This is a genomic window from Methylobacterium thuringiense (assembly GCF_022179645.1).
Taxonomy (GTDB): domain Bacteria; phylum Pseudomonadota; class Alphaproteobacteria; order Rhizobiales; family Beijerinckiaceae; genus Methylobacterium; species Methylobacterium thuringiense.
Map to the genome: position 1 here is coordinate 41,791 of NZ_BPRA01000010.1, position 20,882 is coordinate 62,672.

The 20,882-nt window shown below is 69.9% G+C and carries 16 protein-coding genes; 11 read left to right on the forward strand and 5 right to left on the reverse strand.

The window, feature by feature from the left end; genetic code table 11:
- The first annotated feature begins 88 nt into the window (after positions 1–88).
- Together MFF07_RS11825 and MFF07_RS11830 are read left to right on the forward strand one after the other, a co-directional pair.
- Positions 89–646 carry a metallophosphoesterase gene (locus tag MFF07_RS11825; protein ID WP_147818331.1) on the forward strand — a complete coding sequence of 186 codons (558 nt, stop codon included), beginning with the start codon at positions 89–91 and terminating at the stop codon, positions 644–646.
- Between the two features lie 90 nt (positions 647–736).
- Entirely contained in the window at positions 737–2,266 is a 1,530-nt protein-coding gene (locus tag MFF07_RS11830; protein ID WP_238232016.1) for an ATP-binding protein, read from the forward strand.
- Positions 2,267–2,460: 194 nt separating this feature from the next.
- Here the strand turns inward: MFF07_RS11830 and MFF07_RS11835 are convergent, their stop codons facing one another.
- Positions 2,461–3,342 (reverse strand): isoaspartyl peptidase/L-asparaginase family protein, encoded by an 882-nt coding sequence (locus MFF07_RS11835; protein ID WP_238232018.1) that lies wholly within the window; start codon positions 3,340–3,342, stop codon positions 2,461–2,463.
- A gap of 506 nt (positions 3,343–3,848) precedes the next feature.
- On the opposite strand from MFF07_RS11835, the gene MFF07_RS11840 reads away from it, so the two are divergent.
- The 6 genes from MFF07_RS11840 (at position 3,849) to MFF07_RS11865 (ending at position 10,737) form a co-directional block, all read left to right on the forward strand.
- Positions 3,849–4,223, forward strand: coding sequence for a YciI family protein (locus MFF07_RS11840; RefSeq protein ID WP_147821777.1), 375 nt, complete (start codon positions 3,849–3,851; stop codon positions 4,221–4,223).
- Positions 4,220–5,479, forward strand: a complete 1,260-nt coding sequence (locus tag MFF07_RS11845) for an RNA polymerase sigma factor (protein WP_238232020.1) — start codon at positions 4,220–4,222, stop codon at positions 5,477–5,479. The genes MFF07_RS11840 and MFF07_RS11845 overlap by 4 nt, the downstream gene beginning before the upstream one ends.
- A 94-nt stretch (positions 5,480–5,573) precedes the next feature.
- A complete protein-coding gene (locus MFF07_RS11850; RefSeq protein ID WP_147820391.1) occupies positions 5,574–5,987 on the forward strand; it encodes a DoxX family protein in 414 nt (137 codons plus the stop codon).
- 559 nt (positions 5,988–6,546) lie between these two features.
- On the forward strand, positions 6,547–8,661 hold the full coding sequence (locus MFF07_RS11855) for a TonB-dependent siderophore receptor (protein ID WP_147820389.1): 2,115 nt from the start codon (positions 6,547–6,549) through the stop codon (positions 8,659–8,661).
- Between the two features lie 4 nt (positions 8,662–8,665).
- A complete protein-coding gene (locus MFF07_RS11860; RefSeq protein ID WP_238232023.1) occupies positions 8,666–9,853 on the forward strand; it encodes a PepSY-associated TM helix domain-containing protein in 1,188 nt (395 codons plus the stop codon).
- 47 nt (positions 9,854–9,900) lie between these two features.
- Positions 9,901–10,737 (forward strand): DUF502 domain-containing protein, encoded by an 837-nt coding sequence (locus tag MFF07_RS11865; RefSeq protein WP_147820385.1) that lies wholly within the window; start codon positions 9,901–9,903, stop codon positions 10,735–10,737.
- Positions 10,738–10,768: 31 nt separating this feature from the next.
- Here MFF07_RS11865 and MFF07_RS11870 read toward each other — a convergent pair whose 3' ends face one another.
- Both MFF07_RS11870 and recG read right to left on the reverse strand, forming a co-directional pair.
- A complete protein-coding gene (locus MFF07_RS11870) occupies positions 10,769–11,095 on the reverse strand; it encodes a hypothetical protein (RefSeq protein WP_147820383.1) in 327 nt (108 codons plus the stop codon).
- Positions 11,096–11,418: 323 nt separating this feature from the next.
- Positions 11,419–13,545, reverse strand: a complete 2,127-nt coding sequence (gene recG / locus MFF07_RS11875; protein WP_147820381.1) for an ATP-dependent DNA helicase RecG — start codon at positions 13,543–13,545, stop codon at positions 11,419–11,421.
- A 195-nt stretch (positions 13,546–13,740) separates the two neighbouring features.
- On the opposite strand from recG, the gene MFF07_RS11880 reads away from it, so the two are divergent.
- The 3 genes from MFF07_RS11880 (at position 13,741) to mfd (ending at position 18,813) form a co-directional block, all read left to right on the forward strand.
- Positions 13,741–14,091 (forward strand): 4-fold beta flower protein, encoded by a 351-nt coding sequence (locus tag MFF07_RS11880; protein ID WP_147820379.1) that lies wholly within the window; start codon positions 13,741–13,743, stop codon positions 14,089–14,091.
- A 96-nt stretch (positions 14,092–14,187) separates the two neighbouring features.
- Positions 14,188–14,484 carry an FAD assembly factor SdhE gene (locus MFF07_RS11885; protein WP_147820377.1) on the forward strand — a complete coding sequence of 99 codons (297 nt, stop codon included), beginning with the start codon at positions 14,188–14,190 and terminating at the stop codon, positions 14,482–14,484.
- Between the two features lie 726 nt (positions 14,485–15,210).
- Entirely contained in the window at positions 15,211–18,813 is a 3,603-nt protein-coding gene (mfd, locus tag MFF07_RS11890) for a transcription-repair coupling factor (protein ID WP_147818223.1), read from the forward strand.
- A gap of 56 nt (positions 18,814–18,869) precedes the next feature.
- On the opposite strand, the gene MFF07_RS11895 is transcribed toward mfd, so the two are convergent.
- Both MFF07_RS11895 and MFF07_RS11900 read right to left on the reverse strand, forming a co-directional pair.
- Positions 18,870–19,211: a hypothetical protein gene (locus MFF07_RS11895; protein ID WP_147818217.1), complete on the reverse strand. Its 342-nt coding sequence runs from the start codon at positions 19,209–19,211 to the stop codon at positions 18,870–18,872.
- A gap of 272 nt (positions 19,212–19,483) precedes the next feature.
- On the reverse strand, positions 19,484–20,815 hold the full coding sequence (locus tag MFF07_RS11900) for an AMP-binding protein (protein ID WP_147818216.1): 1,332 nt from the start codon (positions 20,813–20,815) through the stop codon (positions 19,484–19,486).
- Between the last annotated feature and the right edge of the window lie 67 nt (positions 20,816–20,882).

Consider the following 20,882-nt stretch of genomic DNA (forward strand, 5'->3'; position numbering starts at 1 on the left):
GGCTTGCGGCGCATCCCGTCTGCGCCACCTCGCGGGTCGACGACGCTCGCGCCGCCGGCTCGGCAGGCGCCCTTCCTCCGCGGACTCCATGGCGACCTTCTTCACGGCAGACACGCATTTCGGCGACGCGGCCCTCGTCCAGCGCCGCCGCGGCCGGTTCGGCTCGGTCGAGGGCCACGACGAAGCCCTGATCGCGCGCTGGAACGCCGTGGTCGCGGAGGACGACGAGGTCTGGCACCTCGGCGACTTCGCGGCCGATGCCAGCCGGGCGCATTGCGCGGCGGTGTTCGGCCGCCTCAACGGCATCAAGCGGCTGGTGCGCGGCAACCACGACACCAACCGAGTGCTCGAACTGCCGTGGCACGCGCCTCCGGTGGAGAGCGCCCGCATCACGGTCGCGGACGCCGCCGGGCAGCCCTGGCGGCTGTTCCTGTCGCACTACCCGCATCGCAGCTGGGCCGGTTTCTGGCGCGGGACGCGTCACCTCTATGGGCACACCCATGCCTGCCTGCCCGACACCAGCCGCTCCTGCGACGTCGGCGCGGACGCCTGCGATTATCGGCCCCTCGACCTCGCGGAGGTTCTCGCGCGCCAGGACGCCGCCGGGCAGGCGCCGGAAGAGATGGCCCTGCGCGGCCTGCGCTGAGTGTGCCCCCGGCTCGGTGGACATCGCCCGCGAAACCGGGCTTTGATCGAGCAAACGAAGGGGCCGCGCGGGCCCCGAGCGGAACACCGTATGAAGATCGAGATCGTCCTCGGCGACGTCGTGACGAAGGGGGCCCAGGCCGAGCCGGCCGTCATGGACATCGAGGAATTGCTGGCGACGCGGCTGCTGGTCCAGGGCAATTCCGGCTCGGGCAAGTCGCATTTGCTGATGCGCATCCTGGAGCAGAGCGCCGGCACGGTTCAGCAGATCGTCGTCGACCCGGAAGGGGATTTCGTCTCGCTGAGCCAGCGCTACGGGCATGTCGTGATCGATGCGCGCCGCAGCGACGTCGAGCTGGAGACGATCGGCCTGCGCATCCGCCAGTCGCGCGTCTCGGCCGTGCTCGACCTGCAGAATCTCGAGGTCGAGGGCCAGATGCGGGCCACCGGCATCTTCCTCAACGCCCTGTTCGACGCCGACCGGGAGCACTGGCATCCGGCGCTCGTCGTGGTCGACGAGGCGCAGCTCTTCGCTCCCGTCGAGAAGGGCGAATTCTCCGAGGAATCGCGCCGGATCTCGCTCGGAGCGATGACGAACCTGATGTGCCGCGGCCGCAAGCGCGGGCTCGCCGGCATCATCGCGACCCAGCGGCTCGCCAAGGTCGCCAAGAACGTCGCGGCGGAAGCCTCCAACTTCCTGATGGGGCGCACCTTCCTCGACATCGACATGGCCCGGGCCGGCGATCTCCTGGGCATGGACCGGCGCTCGACCGACATGTTCCGCGATCTCGGCCGCGGGCACTTCATGGCGCTCGGGCCGGCGCTCTACCGGCGCCCGACCCATGTGACGGTCGCCTCCGTCACGGCCAGCGCGCTGGGCAGCGCGCCGCGGCTGACGCCACCGCCGAGCGAGGTCACGCTGGAGGAGCGGGAAGCCCTGCTCGCCCCCGTGCCGATGGCGGCGGCCCGCCCGGTCGCGGAACGCCGCGCGGCCGTGCCCGCGCCTCCTTCCGTCAACGACATGCTCGCCAGGATCGCCGAGCGGCGCGAGGCCGACGACGCGGAGCACCCGCCGATCCCCGCGATGCCGGCCGAGGAGCGCGAGGCGATCCTGCGCGCGATCGTGCAGGAGATCATCGCGAACCCCGACAACGCCTTCGCGGACGAGCAGAAGCTCTTCAACGAGTTCTCCTACGCCCACCGCTTCAAGCGCCTGCCCGGCCATGCCGACCGCGACGAGTTCCGGCGGCTGCTCGCCTTCGCCAAGGCCGGGGCCGACACCATGGACGCCTCGGACGAGCGCTGGCAGCAGGCGCTCGCCGCCGCGGAGGACGTGCCGGTCGAGGATCGCACGCTGTTCCTGCTGTTCGCCCGCGCGGCGATGAGCCGGGCCGAATGCCCGCCCGACGCCACGGTGGCCCGGATCTGCGGCACCCGCTCGGCCGGTCGCGCCCGCGGCATGATCTCGTTCCTGGAGCGCAAGGGCCACATCGCCGTGCGCGCCGGGTTTCGGAACCTCAGAACCGTCGCGATCCCGGCGCTCGGCTGGGAGACGGCGCCGGGCGATCCGAACGCGCCCGACGTGCCGTCCGAGGAATCACGGATGGCGGCGGCGGAGTAGGGCCCTTTGCGACTGCCGTTCACCGACCCGGTCGAGGCTGGCACTCTCCTCCTCCTTGTGGGGAGGAGGGAGGAGGTGGGGGTGGTGCAGACGGCACCGGAACGCTCGATCCTGAGCCACCCCCACCCCTGGCCCCTCCCCACAAGGGGGAGGGAAAAGAGACCGCGCTACCCGAACAGATAACTCGGAAAAAATCAGAACGCCGCCGCCTCGATCGTTCCGTCGCGGTGGAGCGCCGCGCGCTTCATGCCGGCGGCGTTGAACGGCATGACGACGCGGCCCTCGGCATCGATCGCGATCAGACCGCCCTCGCCGCCCAGCGCCGCAACGTCGGCCAGCGCGCCCCGCGTCGCGTCCTCCAGGCTCGCCCGGCCGAAGCGCATCCGCATCGCCACCTGCGCCGCGGCGGCCGCGCGGATGAAGTACTCGCCCTGGCCGGTGCACGACACCGCGACGGCACGGTCGGCCCAGACCCCGGCGCCGACCAGCGGCGTGTCGCCGACGCGGCCGGGCAGCTTGCCGAAGACGCCGCCGGTGGAGGTGCCGCCGGCGAGCCGGCCTTGCGCATCGCGCACGACGCAGCCGACGGTGCCGTGGGCGAGTTCGCCCGGCGGCGGCAGGCCGCCCTCGAGCCCGGCATGGGTAAACCAGTCTTGTCCGGGCTCGATCGCGTCGAGGCCCTGTTCGCGGGCGAAGATCGCGGCGCCGTCCCCGGCGAGCAGCACGTGCGGAGTCGCCTCCATCACGGCGCGGGCCGCCCGGATCGGACTGCGAAAGCCCTGCAGCGCCGCCACCGCGCCGGCCGCACCCGTCGTGCCGTCGACGAGGCTCGCATCGAGTTCGTAATGCCCGGCGCTGTTGGGGGACGAACCGCGACCGGCGGCGTAGAGACCCGAGGCCTCCAGGGCCGCGATCGTCTCCACCGCGACGTCGAGTGCCGAGGTCCCGGCCCGCAGCCGGTCCCGGGCCGTCTCGACGAGACCGCGCATGTTTTCGATATCACGGGCATAGTCGCGGCTGCGGTTCGGGATCGCCCCGCCATGCAGGGCCAGGGCGATCGTCTGCGTGTCGCTCATCCAGGGTCTCCTCGTGCCGAGGCCCGGACACGCCGATGCCGTCAGGGCCGATCCCGCGCGTCGCCTACCACGCGGCCGCGGCTGTGAGCAGGGGCGGGCATCCAGTCCGGATCACGCGCCGTGCCGCTATCGGCACCGCAGCAGCCCCACGATCCCGAGGCAACCGGAGGTGAGGCCGCCCGGGGCTTCGCTCGCAGCCCCGAAGGCGCCGTAGGACACCACCAGCGGCGTGATCCGCGGCGCATCCTCGGTCGCCACGATCACCCCGGCGCAGACCAGTCCGAAGGCAAGAGTCAGGAATTCGTGGACGCGGAGGCCGCTCCGCCGGGGAGAGGGTATCGATCGGTCTCCTGCAGGTAGGGACCGTGTTTGAGGGCCGATTGTTACAGCATTTCGTGGGAAAGTTGCCCACGTAGTTTGTCGTCGAACGCACGGCGAAGTTTTTGCGCCACCCTGTCGGCAACGGCTAATCTCGCCCGTCCTCGGAGACGAAGCGGGACCGACCGATGCTCTATGCCATCCTCTGCTATCACGACGAACATGCCGTCTGCGCCTGGAGCCGGGAGCAGGACGACGCGGTGATGCAAAAGCTCGCGGTCGTTCAGGAGCGGCTGGCGCGGGAGGGCCGGCTCGGGCCGGTCGCCCGGCTGATGCCGACCACCGCCGCCACGACTTTGCGCAAGGACCGCGAGCCGCCGCTCGTCGTCGACGGCCCCTTCGCCGAGACCAAGGAGCAGCTGCTCGGCTTCTACCTCGTCGAGGTCGCGGGGCTGGAGGAGGCGCTCGCCATCGCGAAGGAACTCGGCGCGGCCAATCCCGGCGGAAGCTACGAACTGCGCCCCGTCGCCAATTTCTTCGATGCGAAAGCCGCCGCACCATGAGCGATCTCGACTGGATCGAGCAGGCGCTGACCGGGGCGCGGCCCGTCGCGGTCGCCGCCCTGCTGCGCTATTTTCGCAATCTCGACACGGCGGAGGAGGCGTTTCAGGAAGCCTGCCTGCGGGCGCTGGCGTCCTGGCCGAAGAACGGTCCGCCGCGCGACACCGCCGCCTGGCTGATCCTGGTCGGGCGCAACGCCGGGGTCGACGCCGCGCGCAAGCGCAGCCGCCTCGAGGCGCTGCCGGACGAAGAAAGGCTCTCGGATCTGGAGGATGCCGAGAGCGCGCTCGCCGAGCGCCTCGACGGATCTCAGTATCGCGACGACATCCTGCGGCTGCTGTTCATCTGCTGCCATCCCGACCTGCCGCGGACGCAGCAGATCGCGCTGGCCTTGCGCATCGTGTCCGGCCTGCCGGTGGCGCGCATCGCCCACGCGTTTCTCGTCGGCGAGAGCGCGATGGAGCAGCGCATCACCCGCGCCAAGGGGCGGGTGGCGAAGGCCGCGGTGCCGTTCGAGGCGCCGGGTCCCGCTGAGCGCACGGAGCGCCTCGCGGCGGTGGCGGCGATGCTCTACCTCGTCTTCAACGAGGGCTATTCCGCCGGCTACGACCAGACCGCAGCCCGCGCGCCTCTCTGCGACGAGGCCATCCGCCTCGTCCGACTGCTCCAGAAGATCTTTCCCGGTGAGCCCGAGATCATGGGTCTCGCCGCGCTGATGCTGCTGCAGCATGCGCGCACCGCCGCCCGCTTCGACGCGCACGGCGCCGTGGTGCTGCTGGAGGACCAGGACCGCGCGGCCTGGGATCGCGGCATGATCGGGGAGGGGCTCGCGCTCCTCGACAAGGCGATGCGCCACAACCGGCCCGGCCCCTACCAGATCCAGGCAGCCGTCGCCGCCCTCCACGCCCGCGCCGCGACGGCCGCCGAAACCGACTGGCCGCAGATCGACCACCTCTATGCCAGCCTCGAGCGGATGCAGCCCTCGCCCGTGGTGACGCTCAACCGCGCGGTCGCCGTGTTCAAGGCGCGCGGGCCGGCCGACGCCCTGGCGCTGATCGCGCCGCTGGAAAAGGACCTCGCCGGCTACTTCTACTTCCACGGCGCCCGCGGCGCGTTCCTGAACGAGCTCGGCCGGCGGGAGGAGGCGCGGGTCAGCTTCGACAGGGCGATCGCGCTCGCCGGCACCGCGGCGGAGGCGGCTTTCATCCGGATGCAGCTCGACGGGCTGGGGGAGGGCGGGGCACGCGTGGCCGGGTGAAATCCGAAGGCCTTGTCGAGACCGGATGTCGGAACGGCAACGCTTCGATCGTCCTCCGGGTATCATCCCGCCACCGAGCCCGAGGGACACCACCATGTCGGCAATGCTGCAGCCCGAGACAAACACGCGGGCCATGACGCTCGCCGGTCGCGGCATGAGCGGCCTCGTCATCGTCTTTCTGCTGTTCGACGCCGGCATCAAGCTCGTGCCGATCGCCCCCGTCACCGAGACACTGACGGCGCTCGGCTGGCCGGCAAGCATCGAGATGGCGCGCGGGCTCGGTGTGCTGACGCTCGTCTGCACGCTGCTCTACGCGACGCCGCGCACCGCGGTGCTCGGGGCGATCCTGCTCACCGGCTATTTCGGCGGGGCGATGGCCACGCATCTGCGCGTCGGCAGCCCGGTGTTCAGCCACCTGCTGTTCGGGTTCTATCTCGGCCTACTCCTCTGGGGTGGCCTCTATCTGCGCGATGCGCGGCTGCGGACGCTGATTCCGATTCGTCTCTGAGATTCCCACGGCCCCTACCGGGATTCCGAGACCGCGCGCGTCCTTGCAGGGAAGGCGGAGCCCGCGGCGAGCGACAAGGAGGGCGACGTGCCTTCCACCACGCCCGATCTTCCTGGGGCGAGCGAAAGAACCGCGACGCGCACGGCACCGTGAGCCGGGTGCGGTTGCACGACGAATACGGCGGTGACTCGGTCCGGCCGTCGTGCTGCGACGGAGAAACGCCCGCGGACGTCTCACGACGCCCCCCGTGTCCCGGCGGCCACAGCCGTCACGCAATCCGGCGGCCGGGTTGGACACCGGATCGAGGGCACACGCAAGCAACGTCCGTTCGATGCGACGCCTGTTCGGTTCGAATCGGTAAATAACTCACGAATACTGCAAGTACGACTTCGATTTTGTCATTGGAATAATTATAAATATCCCGGCGAGCTGTTAACACAACTATAAATGTATTTGACCCCTCAAGAAGGCGTGACCTACCGCAGAGGGCGACGGAGGCGTCCAGGCGGCATCGGGATCGGCCCGGCGCGCGACGCATCCGCCGGACGGACACCACACCATGTCGAGGACGATCGCCGCCGGGATTTTGGCCGCCGCCCTGATGCCGGCCCTGCCGGCCCGAGCGGAGGGGCCGAGCGATCCGGTGATCGCGCTGGACGAGCTCTCGGTCAGCGGCGACGGCAAGGCGGTCTCGCGCGGCTACCAGCCGGTGCGCTCCTCGATCGCGCTCGGCACCGAGACGCCGATCCTCAGGATCCCGCAGGCGGTGGCGGTCGTCACCGAGCAGGCGCTCCAGGACCAGGCGGTGCGGACCCTCGACGAGGCGCTCTACAACGTCTCGGGCATCACACAGACCAACACGCTCGGCGGCACGCAGGACGCCTTCATCCGCCGCGGCTTCGGCGACAACCGCGACGGCTCGATTCTTCGCGATGGCCTCAGGACCGCGCTGCCGCGTTCGTTCATGCCGACGACGCAGCGCGTCGAGGTGCTGAAAGGTCCGGCCTCGGCCCTCTACGGCATCCTCGATCCGGGCGGCCTCATCAACATCGTCACCAAGAAGCCACGCTTCGTTCAGGCCGGCTATCTCGAGGTGTTCGGCACGAGCTTCAACGGCGGCGGCGTCGAGGCGGATTTCACCGGGCCGATCGAGGGCACCAACCTCGCCTACCGCTTCATCGCGCAGCACCGCAACGCCGAGTACTGGCGCAATTTCGGCTCCCAGAACCAGCAGGTGATCGCCCCCTCGCTGACCTGGCAGGGCGACGACACCCGCGTGACCGTCTCCTACGAGTGGTCGCACTACAAGTTTCCGTTCGACCGCGGCACGATCTTCGATCTGCGAAGCGGCAAGCCGGTGAACGTGCCGCGCGATCGCCGCTTCGACGAGCGCTACAACATCACCGCAGGCGAGAACCACGTCGCCGGCCTCAACATCGAGCACGATTTCGGTTCGACCTGGAAGGCGAACCTGAACTACGCCTTCAGCAACAACTTCTACCAGGACAACCAGGCCCGGGTGGTCTCCTACAACCCGGCCACCAACGCCCTGGTGCGCCGGGCCGACGCCACCCAGGATTCGAACTTTTCCGTGCATTCGGGCCGGCTCGACTTCACCGGCAAGGAGAGCGTCCTCGGCTTCGAGCACGATCTGCTGGTCGGCGCGTCCTACGACTACTCGGACGTGCTGCGCACGCGCCTGATCCGGGGGCCGAACAACACCCGCTTCAACATCTTCAATCCGGTCTACGGGCTGCTGCCGCAGAGCTTCGCCATCTCGGCCGTCGACAGCGACCAGCGCGAACGCATCTCCACGGCCTCGGTCTACGCGCAGGACACGATCGCGCTGACCGAACAGCTGCTGCTCGTCGGCGGCCTGCGTTACCAGGACTTCTCGCAGATCGCCGGCAAGGGCCGCCCGTTCAGCACCAACACCGACGTGTCGGGCGGGCGCGTGGTGCCCCGCCTCGGCCTCGTCTACCTGCTGACGCCGAGCCTGTCGGTCTACTCCTCCTACAGCCAGACCTTCCGGCCGAACTCGTCCATCGCCAGCGCCATCGGCGCGCTGCCGCCGGAGGAGGGGGAGGCCTACGAGGTCGGCCTGAAGGCGGAGATCTTCGACGGCATCACCGCCACCGCCGCGCTCTACGACATCGACAAATCGAACGTGCTCTACACCGAGGTGATCGGCGGTATCTCCTTCAGCCGTACCGCCGGCAAGGTGAACTCGCGCGGCTTCGAGCTCGACGTCGCCGGCCAGATCGCGCCGGACTGGAGCGTCATCGCCACCTACGCCTACACCGACGCGGTGGTGACCGCCGACCCGACGCTGAAGGGCAACGAACTGCTCAACGTCGCGCCCCACACCGCCTCGGTGTTCCTGACCCACGATTTCGGTGCGCTGGGCGACGGGCGCTTGCGAGCGGGCATCGGCGGGCGCTACGTCGGCGCACGGCCGGGCAGCGCCGCGAACACCTTCCGGATGCCGGACTACGCGGTCGCCGACGCCTTCATCGCCTACGACACCACGGTGCACGGCCAGCCGACCACGCTGCAGCTCAACCTGCGCAACCTGACGGACACGACCTATTACACCTCCTCCATCGGCACGAATCTCGGCGTCCAGGTCGGCGAGCCCTTCCAGGCCATCGCCTCGGCCCGCGTCTTCTGGTGAGGGGATGGGGCTAACTCTGCGAAAGATCCTCTTCCGCCTGCACTGGGCGCTCGGCCTCACCGCCGGGCTGGTGCTCGCGCTGATGGGCGTGACCGGGGCGCTGATGAGCTACGAGGAGGCGATCATCGACCTCCTCAACACCGACCGGGCCGTGGTCGCGGTGAGCGAGCGCCCGCTCCTCGGGCCCCAGGCACTGGTGGCGGGGCTCGAGGCGTCGTGCCCGCCGCTGAAGGTGAACGCGCTGACGTTCTCCGGCGAGCCGGGACGGGCGGTCCGCGCCCGCTTCGTCTACGACGCCAGGACCGGCGCCCGGCCGCCCTCCGTCTATCTCGACCCCTATGACGGCATGCTGCTCGGCGAGACCCGCGGGGAGACGACCTTCGCGACGATCCGCGAGCTGCACCGCTGGCTGCTGATTCCCGGCGAAGGCAAGGGCTGGGGCCGGCAGATCACCGGGGCCTGCGCGCTGGCGCTCCTCGTGTTCCTCGCCACCGGGCTGTACCTGCGCTGGCCGAAAATCCATCGCTGGCGGATCTGGCTGAAGCCGAACCTGGCACGGCCGGGCCGGGCGCGCTGGTGGTCGCTGCACAGCATCGCCGGCACCTGGCTGCTGCCGGTCTACCTCGTAATCGCCCTGTCGGGGCTGTGGTGGTCCTACGACTGGTACCGCACCGGCGCGACCTGGGTGCTCACCGGCAAGGCGCCGGAAGCGAAGGCCGGGCGCGTGCTCGGCCGCAAGGGGCCGGACGGGCCGCTGGCGCTCGACGCAGCCTGGAGCACCTTTCAAAAGGGCGAGGGCGGGCAGGCGGCGCTCGCCATCCTGACCCTGCCGGGGCCGGACGCCACCGCGATCCGCATCCGCTGGCTGGCCAAGGACGCCGACCACCCGAAGGCGCGCAACGAGGCCACCTTCGATCCGGCGACGGGCGCGGTGCTCGGATCCAAGCGCTACGACGACAAGCCGCTCGGCCAGAGGCTCGCCGACAACATGCTGGAGGTGCATCGCGGCCGCTTCTTCGGAGACGTCTTCGCCCTGGCCTTCGCCCTCGCCGCCCTGGCGATGCCGCTCTTCGCGGCCACCGGCCTCACGCTCTACGTGCTGCGCCGCCGTGTCCTGCGCCGGCCTTCGCCGTCGACGGCGAAGGCCGGCGGCACAGGGCTTCCGGCGGATTGGGCACGGCCGCGCTCTTGAGGCGCGGGGAGCGACCGGCTACCTCTGGAGGGGGGACCTGACGGCGCATGTCCGACAGCCCCGTGGTCCAGAGTACATCCGTGGCGCCAACCATCTCGCCGATCCCGGATCCCGAACCCCTCTCGCCCAAGAAGCGGGTGAGTGCGCGGGGCCGTCTGCGGACCTATTTCCTCACCGGCATCATCGTCGCCGGCCCGCTGGCGATCACGATCTACATCACCTGGTGGATCATCGCGCTGATCGACGGCTGGGTGAAGCCGCTGGTGCCGGCGAGCTACCTGCCCGACCACTACCTGCCCTTCTCGATTCCCGGCCTCGGCCTCGTCATCGCCTTCGTCGCGGTGACGCTGCTGGGCTTCCTGACGGCCAACCTCGTCGGCCGCTCGGTGGTGGAGTTCGGCGAGGTGCTGCTCGCCCGAACCCCGGTGATCTCCGGCCTCTACCGGGGCCTGCGCCAGATCTTCGAGACGCTGTTTTCGGCGAACGGCACCTCGTTCCGCACCGTCGGGCTCGTCGAGTTTCCGGTGAAGGGCACGTGGTCGGTGGTTTTTTTGTCGGCTCCAGCCGGCGTCGAGGTGCAGGCGGCGCTGCCGAAGGGTGAGGTCACGGCGGAAGGCACCGGCGGCCACGACTATGTCGGCGTGTTCCTGCCCTGCGCCCCGAACCCGACCACGGGCTTCTTCTTCTACCTGCCGCGCTCCGAGATCATCGAACTCCCCATCAGCGTCGACGACGCGGCCAAGCTCGTGATGTCGGCCGGCGTGATCCAGCCGGAGGACCCGCAGGGCCGCCTCCAGGCCATGGCGGCCTCGCTGCGCCCGGGTCAGGTCGATGCGCCGGACAACGAAAAGGCGCGCCGGGAGCCGGCGCGCCAGAATGCGTAAGTCAGCGAAGGGTGAGGGGGCGACCGGCCCGTCAGTGACTGACGGTCAGCGCGGCCTTCTCGACGGCGATGGTCGGCGGGGTCGCGTCGGCGATCTGGCCCGTGGAGGGATGCGAGGGCGAACCGACCCAGCCCGTGGTCATCTGCGCCGTCAGCAGCAGCGCCAGCACGGCGCAGAGCGCGTTCGCGGCGATCCGGAAAGGACGGGCCGACTGGCGCACGCCGGCCATAAGGTCGTCCGAAGAGGGGGCGGCGGCGATCGTGTCGCTGATCGGAAGCAGCCACGGCTCGTTCGGCAGAGCGCTCGCGGAGCCCATTTCATGGGCACCCGGCAGGTTCTGGAACAGTCCGTTCGACATGGTCGGTCTCCCGATTCGTCTGTGGCAGCCCAGTGTGGCGGGCCTTTCGTTCATCTCCAGTTAAGCGGGGAATACGTTCATTTCAAGTTCATGACAGCTATTCCGAGCGTCTTGGGGCATCCGACGGAGCTCTCGCAAAGCTTCAATGATTCCTCTCAAACCATTGATACAGAACGCCTAAATCCGCTCGAAGAGGGCCTTGCGGAAGCGGTCGCGTGCGGCGCGGACGCGCAGTCTGCATCGGGGAAAGGCCCGTTCAGGTTCGTGCTTTCTGAACGGGCAAGGCGCCGCGAATCTGAACGTTCTGCAGGCTGCCGGCCGGCTCACCCCGCCCCGAGCAGCCGGATCGCCGCGTCCCGCTCGAACAGGTAGAGCAGCACCCGCAGGGCCTCGCCGCGCTCGCTCCTGAGACCCGGATCCCGTTCGACGATCAGCCGCGCGTCGTCGCGGGCGACCTCCAGAAGATCGCCATCGCTCTCCAGGCGGGCGAGGCGGAAGGCGGCGAGGCCGGATTGGCGGGTGCCGAGCACCTCGCCCTCGCCGCGCAGGCGCAGGTCCTCCTCCGCGATCCGGAAGCCGTCGTCGGTCTCGCGCATCATCTCGAGCCGCGCCTTGGCGACCTGCCCGAGCGGCCCGCGATAGAGCAGCAGGCAGGACGACGGCTTGGCGCCGCGGCCGACACGCCCGCGCAGCTGGTGGAGCTGGGCGAGGCCGAAGCGCTCGGCATGCTCGATCACCATGATGGTGGCCTCCGGCACGTCGACGCCGACCTCGACCACCGTGGTCGAGACCAGCACCCGGGTCTCGCCCGAGGCGAAGCGCTCCATCGCCGCGTCCTTCTCCGGCCCCGGCATCTTGCCGTGGATCAGGCCGACGGTGGTGCCGAATTCCTTGGTGAGATCATCGAAACGCTCGGCTGCGGCGGCGAGGTCGATGAACTCGGATTCGGCCACCAGCGGGCAGATCCAGTAGACGCGGTCGCCCGCGTGCAGCGCCCGGTGGAGGCCGGCCACCACCTCCTCCATGCGTTCGACGGGGATGGTGATGGTCTTGATCGGCTGGCGCCCGGCCGGCTTCTCGTCGAGCACCGAGACGTCCATGTCGCCGAAGAAGGTCAGCGCCAGGGTGCGAGGGATCGGCGTCGCGGTCATCACCAGAATGTCCACCGCCTCGCCTTTGGCGCCGAGGGCGAGGCGTTGGTGCACGCCGAAGCGGTGCTGCTCGTCGACCACGGCGACGCCGAGATCGCGAAACACCACGCTGTCCTGGAACAGCGCATGGGTGCCCACCACGATGTCGATGTTGCCCTCGGCGAGATCGGAGAGCGTCGCCCGGCGCTCGGCCACCCGGTCGCGGCCGGTCAGCAGCCGGATGCGCAGCGCTCCGATCAGCGGCCCCAGCCGCTCGAAATGCTGCCGCGCCAGAATCTCGGTCGGCGCCATCAGCGCGGCCTGCCGCCCGACCTCGACGGCCGAGGCCATGGCGAGCAGCGCCACGGCGGTCTTGCCCGAGCCGACATCGCCCTGGAGCAGGCGCAGCATGCGCTTGTCCGAGGCCATGTCGGCCCGGATCTCCTCCACCGCCCGCGCCTGCGCCCCGGTGAGCGCGAAGGGCAGGGCGGCCTCGATCCGTTCCTTGAGGTGTCCGTCGCCGGCATTGGCACGCCCGGGCTTTTTTCGCGCCCGCGCCCTCATGAGCGCCAGCGCCAGTTGCGAGGCCAAGAGCTCGTCGTAGGCGAGGCGGCGGCGGGCCGGGGTCTGTGGCGGAGCCTGGCCCTCGGCCACGGGCGGTGGCGCGTCCTCCGGGTGGTGCTCGGCCCGCAGGGCGTCCGCGAAGGGCATCAGCCCGTTGGCCTTGAGCCAGGCTGGATCCTGCCATTCCGGCAGCACCGGCAGCTTGTCGAGGGCGGCGTGCGCCAGCCGGCTGATGGCGCGCGAGGTCAGCCCCTCGGTGGCGCCGTAGACCGGCTCGACGGCCGGCAGGTCCGAAAACCCGGCCTCGTCGATGACGCGGGAGGGATGCACCATCTGCCGATAGCCCTCCCACAGCTCGATCCGACCCGAGACGTAGCGATGCGAGCCCAGCGGCAGCATCTTCTCCACCCGCGCCTTGGGCATGCCGAAGAACACGAGGCTGACGTCGCCGCTGGCATCCTCGACCAGCACCCGGTGGGCGCGGCGCCCCCCCGTCGGCGGGCGATGCTCGGACACCGTGACGCCGAGCGTCACCGCCTCGCCGATCGGCGCCTCCGCAATCGCGCCGCAGAGCGGCCGCGCGATGCCGCGCTGGGGCAGGTGGAACAGCAGGTCGACGATGCGCGCCGGCCGCTCCTCGGTGCCGAGCAGCTTCTCGATGAGCGGCGCCATCTTCGGCCCGACGCCGGGCAGCCCGCGCGCCGGGGCGAACAGGGCGTCGAGGAGGCTCGGGCGCAGGCGGGGGGCGTCGGTCATGGGACTTTTTGGGAGCGGGCTGCGTTCTCTGCCACGATCAGGCTTTCTATCGCGTGAGCGCCGCCGCGTCGCGGCGGCAGGCGCGGCGTCCCCCGATCAGGGGATCGCAGGATCACGAGATCCGAGGATCCCCTGATCCGCCTCATTCCGTTCCGTGCTAGGCTGCGCCTTCTGCGGACACACGGACGGGCTGCCATGATCGAATTCTTCGACCGCGAGGGCCGGGCCGTGGCCTTCTGCGACGATGGGCGCTCGCTGTTCCTCTGGGACGGCCGGCCCGCCGCCTTCATCCACGAGGACGGCGTCTTCGCCTATTCGGGCGCGTTCATCGGCTGGTTCGCGGACGGCTGGATCTGCGATGCGCAGGGTGGCCGCGTCCTGTTCGAGTTCGACGCCGTCGGCGGTCCCGCCAAGCCCGAGCGCGGGCCGCGGGCGACGAAGGGCCAGCGCACCGCCAAGCCGTCCCGCGGCGTGCGGCAGGCCGCACCGGCCCATCCGGTCTTGTCCTCCGCGTGGTCGAACGAGACGTTTGCGGGTTTGATGTGAGGCCCTTCGCGCAACGCACGGCGGTGGGCTAGACTCCATCCACCGATGGCCGGCCCGACGCCGCGTCGAGCGGCCTCTTCAGCCCCGAGTCCCGTCATGTCCGGCACCACCCGCACCAGCGCCGACCTCGACCCGCGCCGCCGCCGCACGCTGTTTCGCGCCTGGCACCGGGGCATGCGCGAGATGGACCTGATCATGGGCCGTTTCGCCGACGCCGAGATCGGTACGCTCACGGACGACGAACTCACGGTCTTCGAGGCCCTGATCGAGGCGCCCGACCGCGACCTCCTCGGTTGGATCACCGGCGAGGCCGAGACGCCGGCGAACTACGACACCCCGGTCTACCGCCGGCTCAAGGCCTTCCATAAGCACGACGCGCCGATCCATTCATGAGGGTGCGGACGATTTGTTTGCGGTTTGTTCTTGACAAAATTCCTATTCTATGGTTCTTTCCCCTGGCTCGCCCCCACGGAGGGAGGCGCTTCGGCGGACCGGGCCGAAGCGCTGCGGGGATGCGAGACGGTGCCTGCGTCGGTGGTCCGGATGCCCCACCGCCTCGGGCAGAGCCTGTGACGCAAGGTGCTGTGGGACGGGTACGCGACTTTGATCGCCGGACCCGGGACCCTCGCGGCACACCGAGAGCCTTCGATCCACCCGCCCACTACGAGGCGGGTGCGGGACGCCCCGCCGGCCGAGAGGCCGCACGGTGAGGCTGAAATGCCGATCCGTGAGGATGACAAGAGCGTCCTCGCGTCGAGTCATGGGCCTGTGAGAAGACACCGTGACGTCGCCGGCCCGCACCAGCGGGCCGCGGGACGCCGTGGGACCGAGTTCTACAAACCACAGAGTGGTTCCGCGGCGTCCCGCGTCCACCCTCGTGACAGTTTGGGCCATGCCGCCGGAGCGTAACGCTCGCGGGGATGCGGATGGCTGACTGTGCCTCTTGCCCGGCCCCTTTGCCGCGCCCCTTCGCTCGGCCCCCTTGCCCGGAGACCGACTCTTGGGCAGTGCGCCGTCGAGGCTCGATGCCCACCCAGACAAGTCATGCGCGGCCGCGACCCTGAAAGCCCCCGACGCCCCCTCACCCCGCGACGCGATTCGAGCTACATCCCGCCCGACATGGCCAAATCCGCACCCATTCCCGCCCCGAAACCCCAGGTCGCCCGCTTCGCCCTGCCGAAATCGGCGCCCCTGGCGAAGGCCCTGGAGGCGCTGAAGCGCGGCGACAGCCCGACGCTGTCGAGCGTGCCCGACGGGTTCGACACCATCGTCGTGGCCGACCTCGCCCGCGCGCTGGCGCAGGGCTTCGAGGGGCAAGGATACGAAAGACCTGCGGTGCTGGTGCACGTGGCGCGCGATTCGAGCCGCTCCAACGCCTTCCAGCACGCCCTGAAATTCGTCGCCCCCGAGATCGAGGTGATGAATTTCCCGAGCTGGGACTGCCAGCCCTACGACCGCGTCTCGCCGAATTCCGGCATCGCGGCCCAGCGCATGACCGCGCTGTCGCGGCTGACCCGGTCGCGCTCGTCGGAGGAGAAGCCGCGCATCCTCTGCACCACGGTGAACGCCCTGGTGCAGCGCGTGCCGCCGATGACCCGGATCGCGGTGGAGACCTTCTCGGCGGCGGCCGGCAACGTCGTGCCGATGGCCAAGGTCACCGAATGGGTCGAGGCCAACGGCTTCCTGCGCACCGGGACGGTGCGGGACACCGGCGAATACGCCGTCCGCGGCGGCATCCTGGACCTGTCGCCGCCCGGTCTGCCGAACCCGATCCGGCTCGATTTCTTCGGGGATACGCTCGAATCCATCCGCGCCTTCGATCCGGAGACACAGCGGACCGTGGGCTCGCTCCGCTCCCTCGACCTCGTGCCGATGAGCGAGGTCCAGCTCGTCACCGAGACGATCCGGCGCTTCCGACAGGGCTACATCGCGTCGTTCGGCGCGGCGACCCGCGACGACCGGCTCTACGAGACCGTGAGCGAAGGCCGGCGCTATGCCGGCCTCGAACACTGGATGCCGCTCTTCTACGACCACCTCGACACGCTGTTCGACTACGTGGCCGGCGTGCCGATGGTGTTCGATGCCCAGGCTGAGGACGCGGCGACCGAGCGGCTCGACCTGATCCAGGACTACTTCCACGCCCGCGACGAGGCGCAGAAGACGCCGCAATCCGGCGTCGCACCCTACAAGCCGCTGCCGCCGCGCGCCCTCTACCTGACCACGAACGAGTGGAAGCAGCGGATCGCGGCGAGCGCCGTCGCCCGGCTGACGCCCTTCGCGGTGCCCGAGAGCGAGGGGCGGGACGGCATCGATTGCGGCGCCCATGCCGGCCGAAACTTCGCGCCCGAACGGGCGGACGAGGCGGCCAGCGTCTTCGATGCGGCAGTGGCCCACATCAAGGAGCTGCAGGGATCCGGTCATCACGTGATCCTCGGATCCTGGTCCGACGGCTCGCGCGACCGGCTCTGCGGCGTGCTCAGCGACCACGGCCTGAAGAAGCCGATGGAGATCAACACCCTCACCGCCGTCAACGCGCTCAAGCGCGGCACGGACGTGGCGGTGGCGGTCTGGGGCCTGGAATCCGGCTTCGTCATCGACCGGCTCGCCGTGGTCTCGGAGGGCGACATTTTGGGCGACCGGCTGGTGCGCCAGAAGCGCCGCTCGAAGCGCCCGCAGGACGTGATCCTGGAGGTTCAGGCGCTGCAGCCGGGCGACCTTGTCGTGCATGCCGACCACGGCATCGGCCGTTTCGTGACGCTGAAGACCGTGCATGCCGCCGGCACGCCGCACGACTGCCTCGAGATCCAGTACGCCACCGGCCTGCTGCTGCTGCCGGTGGAGAACATCGAGCTCCTGACCCGCTACGGCTCCGAGGATTCGGAGGTCGCGCTCGACCGGCTCGGCGGCAGCGGCTGGCAGGCCCGCAAGGCGCGGATGAAGAAGCGCATCCTCGAAATGGCGGGGGCGCTGATCAAGGTCGCGGCCCAGCGTTTCGTGAAGCAGGCGCCGCGGCTTCGCCCGCCCGAAGGGCTCTACGGCGAGTTCGCGGCCCGCTTCGCCTTCGAGGAGACCGAGGACCAGGCCACCGCCATCGACGCGGTGCTCGACGACCTCAACACCGGCCGTCCGATGGACCGCCTCGTCTGCGGCGATGTCGGCTTCGGCAAGACCGAGGTGGCGTTGCGCGCCGCCTTCGCCGCGTCGATCTCCGGCAAGCAGGTCGCGGTGATCGTGCCGACGACACTGCTGGCCCGCCAGCACTTCCGCACCTTCGCCGAGCGCTTCAAGGGGCTGCCGATTCAGGTGGCGCAGCTCTCGCGCTTCGTCTCGGCGGCCGACATGCGGCAGAACCGGGCCGGCCTCGTCGACGGCACCGTCGACATCGTCGTCGGCACCCATGCGCTGCTGGCCAAGAACATCGCCTTCAAGGACCTCGGCCTGATCATCGTCGACGAGGAGCAGCATTTCGGCGTCGTCCACAAGGAGCGGCTGAAGACGCTGCAGGCCGACGTGCACGTGCTGACGCTCTCGGCGACGCCGATCCCGCGCACGCTCCAGCTCGCCATGACCGGTGTGCGCGAACTCTCGATCATCGCCACGCCGCCGGTGGATCGCCTCGCGGTCCGCACTTTCGTGACGCCGTTCGATCCGCTGCTGATCCGCGAGGCGCTGCTGCGCGAGCGCTACCGCGGCGGGCAGTCCTTCTACGTGGTGCCCAGGATTGAAGACCTCGCCGAGGTCAAAAGATTCCTCGACCGTGAGATGCCGGAGACCACCGTCGCGGTCGCCCACGGCCAGATGGCGGCGGGGCAGCTGGAAGACGTCATGACGGCCTTCTACGAGGGCAAGTACGACGTGCTGCTCTCGACTACGATCGTCGAATCGGGCCTCGACATCCCCACCGCCAACACGCTGATCGTGCACCGGGCCGACATGTTCGGCCTCGCCCAGCTCTACCAGCTGCGCGGCCGCGTCGGCCGGTCGAAAGCCCGCGCCTACGCCCTATTCACCACTCCGGCGAACCGCCAGCTCACCGCCCAGGCCGAGCAGCGCCTCAAGGTGCTGCAGACCCTCGACACCCTGGGCGCCGGCTTTCAGCTTGCGAGCCACGACCTCGACATCCGCGGCGCCGGCAACCTCTTGGGCGACGAGCAGTCCGGCCACGTCAAGGAGGTCGGCTACGAACTCTACCAGCAGATGCTGGAGGACGCCGTCACCGCGCTGAAGGCCGGCATCGAGGAGCCGGTGGAGGAGGCGTGGTCGCCGACCATCGCGCTCGGCGCGCCCGTCACGATCCCCGAGGACTACGTCGAGGACCTCACCGTCCGGCTCGGTCTCTACCGCCGCCTCTCGACGCTGGAGAACGATCAGGAACTGGAGAGCTTCGGCGCCGAGCTGATCGACCGCTTCGGCAAGCTGCCGCCGGAGGTGGAACAGCTTCTCAAGATCGTGACGATCAAGATTCTCTGCATGGACACCAACATCGAGAAGGTCGAGGCCGGCCCGAAGGGCATCGTGATCCACTTCCGCGAGCGCAAGTTCGCCAACCCGCAGGGGCTCATCGCATACGTCACCGCCCAGGCCTCCTTCGCCAAGGTGCGACCCGACATGAGCATCGTGTTCATCCGCGAGCTGACCTCGATCCCGGCCCGCCTCAAGGAGACGACCGGGATTCTTCGGAGTCTCGCGAAGATGGTGGGAACGGGGAAGAAGGCGGCGTGAAAACGAAAAGGGCGGGCCTCGCGGCCCGCCCGTCATCGTCCCGTTACCACGAGGCTCTACAGGTCCGGCTCGTTGAGGACGTAGGGGCCGATTCGGCTCTTGAGATCGACCGGGGCCCCGACGCGGACAAGCGCGTCGTCCATGTCGATGACAGGGATGCCGCCGCGCTTCATCTGTTCGCGCAGGCGTTCGGCGAGGCGATCATAGGCCGCGTCGCGCCGCGTGGACATCTGGAGAAGCACTGCGGCGGGGCGCGCGATGACCGCGAGCACGTCGTCGAAAGCCTCGATCGAAGCGGTGACGCTGGCATAACCGAGCCCCGCAAGGTCGGCAGCCAGGGAATGGTCGACGGCGCGGAAGCCATCGTCGACAACGAGCACTTGTTGCAGCGCACCCATGATCGTCGGTGTTACCCCAGATCGGCAACCCTGGGAAGGGCGGCACCGCAACAACTCGCAAGGGCCGAATTGGTTCGCCGGCCACATCGATGCCGGCAAGGTGCGCCGACGCCGATGAGCGGGTGCTGAACGGAAGCGACGAATGTCTCCGCACGGCCGGCCGCCAAGCCCGTCCATCGGCCGGAACCGACTGGTTGCATGAAGGAATTCGGGTTCCGCCCACAGGCGGACGTGCGACGCTGCCGGAACAGGGAAGGGGCCGGCGAACCGCGTCACGCGCTCGCGAAATGGTCCGCGATACCGTCGGCGTCCAATCTCGCATGCGCGACGATCGCCGTCGCGAGACCGGCCGAGACCACCGGTGCGTAGGGACTCGTCCGCCAGGAATGGTCGGACTCGGTCGGCGCCATACCGCGTTGCAATGGGAGTGCGGCGCAGGCCTGCCCGCGGAACGCGAGGCGCCCTTCATCATCCCGGCGGATCGCCATCAGGCTCTCCGGCAGCGCGAGGCGTTCCGGCGCCGCCAGCACGAGGGCGAGGTCGCGGCTCGTCCCGCGCCGGCCCGAGACGATCGCGGTTTCGTCGAAGGCGACCGTGTCGATCACCGCATCGACCTGCAGCGCCTGCCCGGGCCGACGGCTGCGGTTCGGGAAGCGGACCGGCGCCCGGTGGACGAGGCCGATCGAGCGCAGCGTCGGGGGCAGGGCGCGGCCGGTGAGGTTGGCCTCGATGAAGCCGGGGGCGACGAGATGGGTCGGCACCGCGCGGGCCAACGCCGTCGCGAAGCCCGCCCCGTCGAAGAGCGGCAGCATCTCCAGGCTCGCGCCCGAGACCAGTGCCGCCGCGAGCCCGGTGACGAGGCCGCGCAGATCGTGCGGGCCGACGAGACTCAGGATGCGCTCGTCCGGCCCGACGCGGGTCGCCACGAGGTGGGCCGCCGCCGCCGCGACCAGGGAGCCGCCGGTGCGGTGGATCGGCCGGCCGGGGTCGCCGGCGGCGAAGCTGATGACGCCGCCGGAGAAAACCGGCGCGTCGGATCGGGATTCCTCCGCCGCGGCGCGTTCTTCCAGGACGACCCGATCGAGGTTGATCACACCGTCGGGCACCTCCGGCCCGAAGGCCGCGACGTAGCGCAAGCCGAAATAGCGGGCGGCGACCGCGCAGAGCCGCTCGGCGGGGGCAGACGCACCGAGGCGGGCTTGGGTGAGGACGGCGGAGAGTCCGGCGCTCTCGACGGCCGCGACGAGGTTGTCCTCGTCCCAGGAGGCCGGCAGGAGACAGGGGACATGGCCGGCCGCCTCGACCGCGAGCAGCGCCAGGGCGCTCTCGGCGCTGCCGGGCAGGCACAGGCCGATGCGGCTCCCGGGCGGCAGACGCCAGCCGCGCAGGCCGCGGGCAAGGCGTTCGACGATCTCGGCGGCGGCGGAATAGGTCCAGGTGATCGGCGGCCGGCCGCTCCAGAGCGGCTTGTCGGCGGGATCGATCAGGGCGACGCGGTCGGGATGGCGCCGGGCGGTGAGCCGCAACAATGCGCCGAGCCCGATCTGCGCCAATGACGGCGCCCGCAGCGACTCAGCTTCCGTGACAACCCAATGCGCAGACACCTGGACGCATCCCCGATCCCGCCTGCGGTGATGGGGTCGTCATGGTTAATCGAGCGTTAAGAGCCGG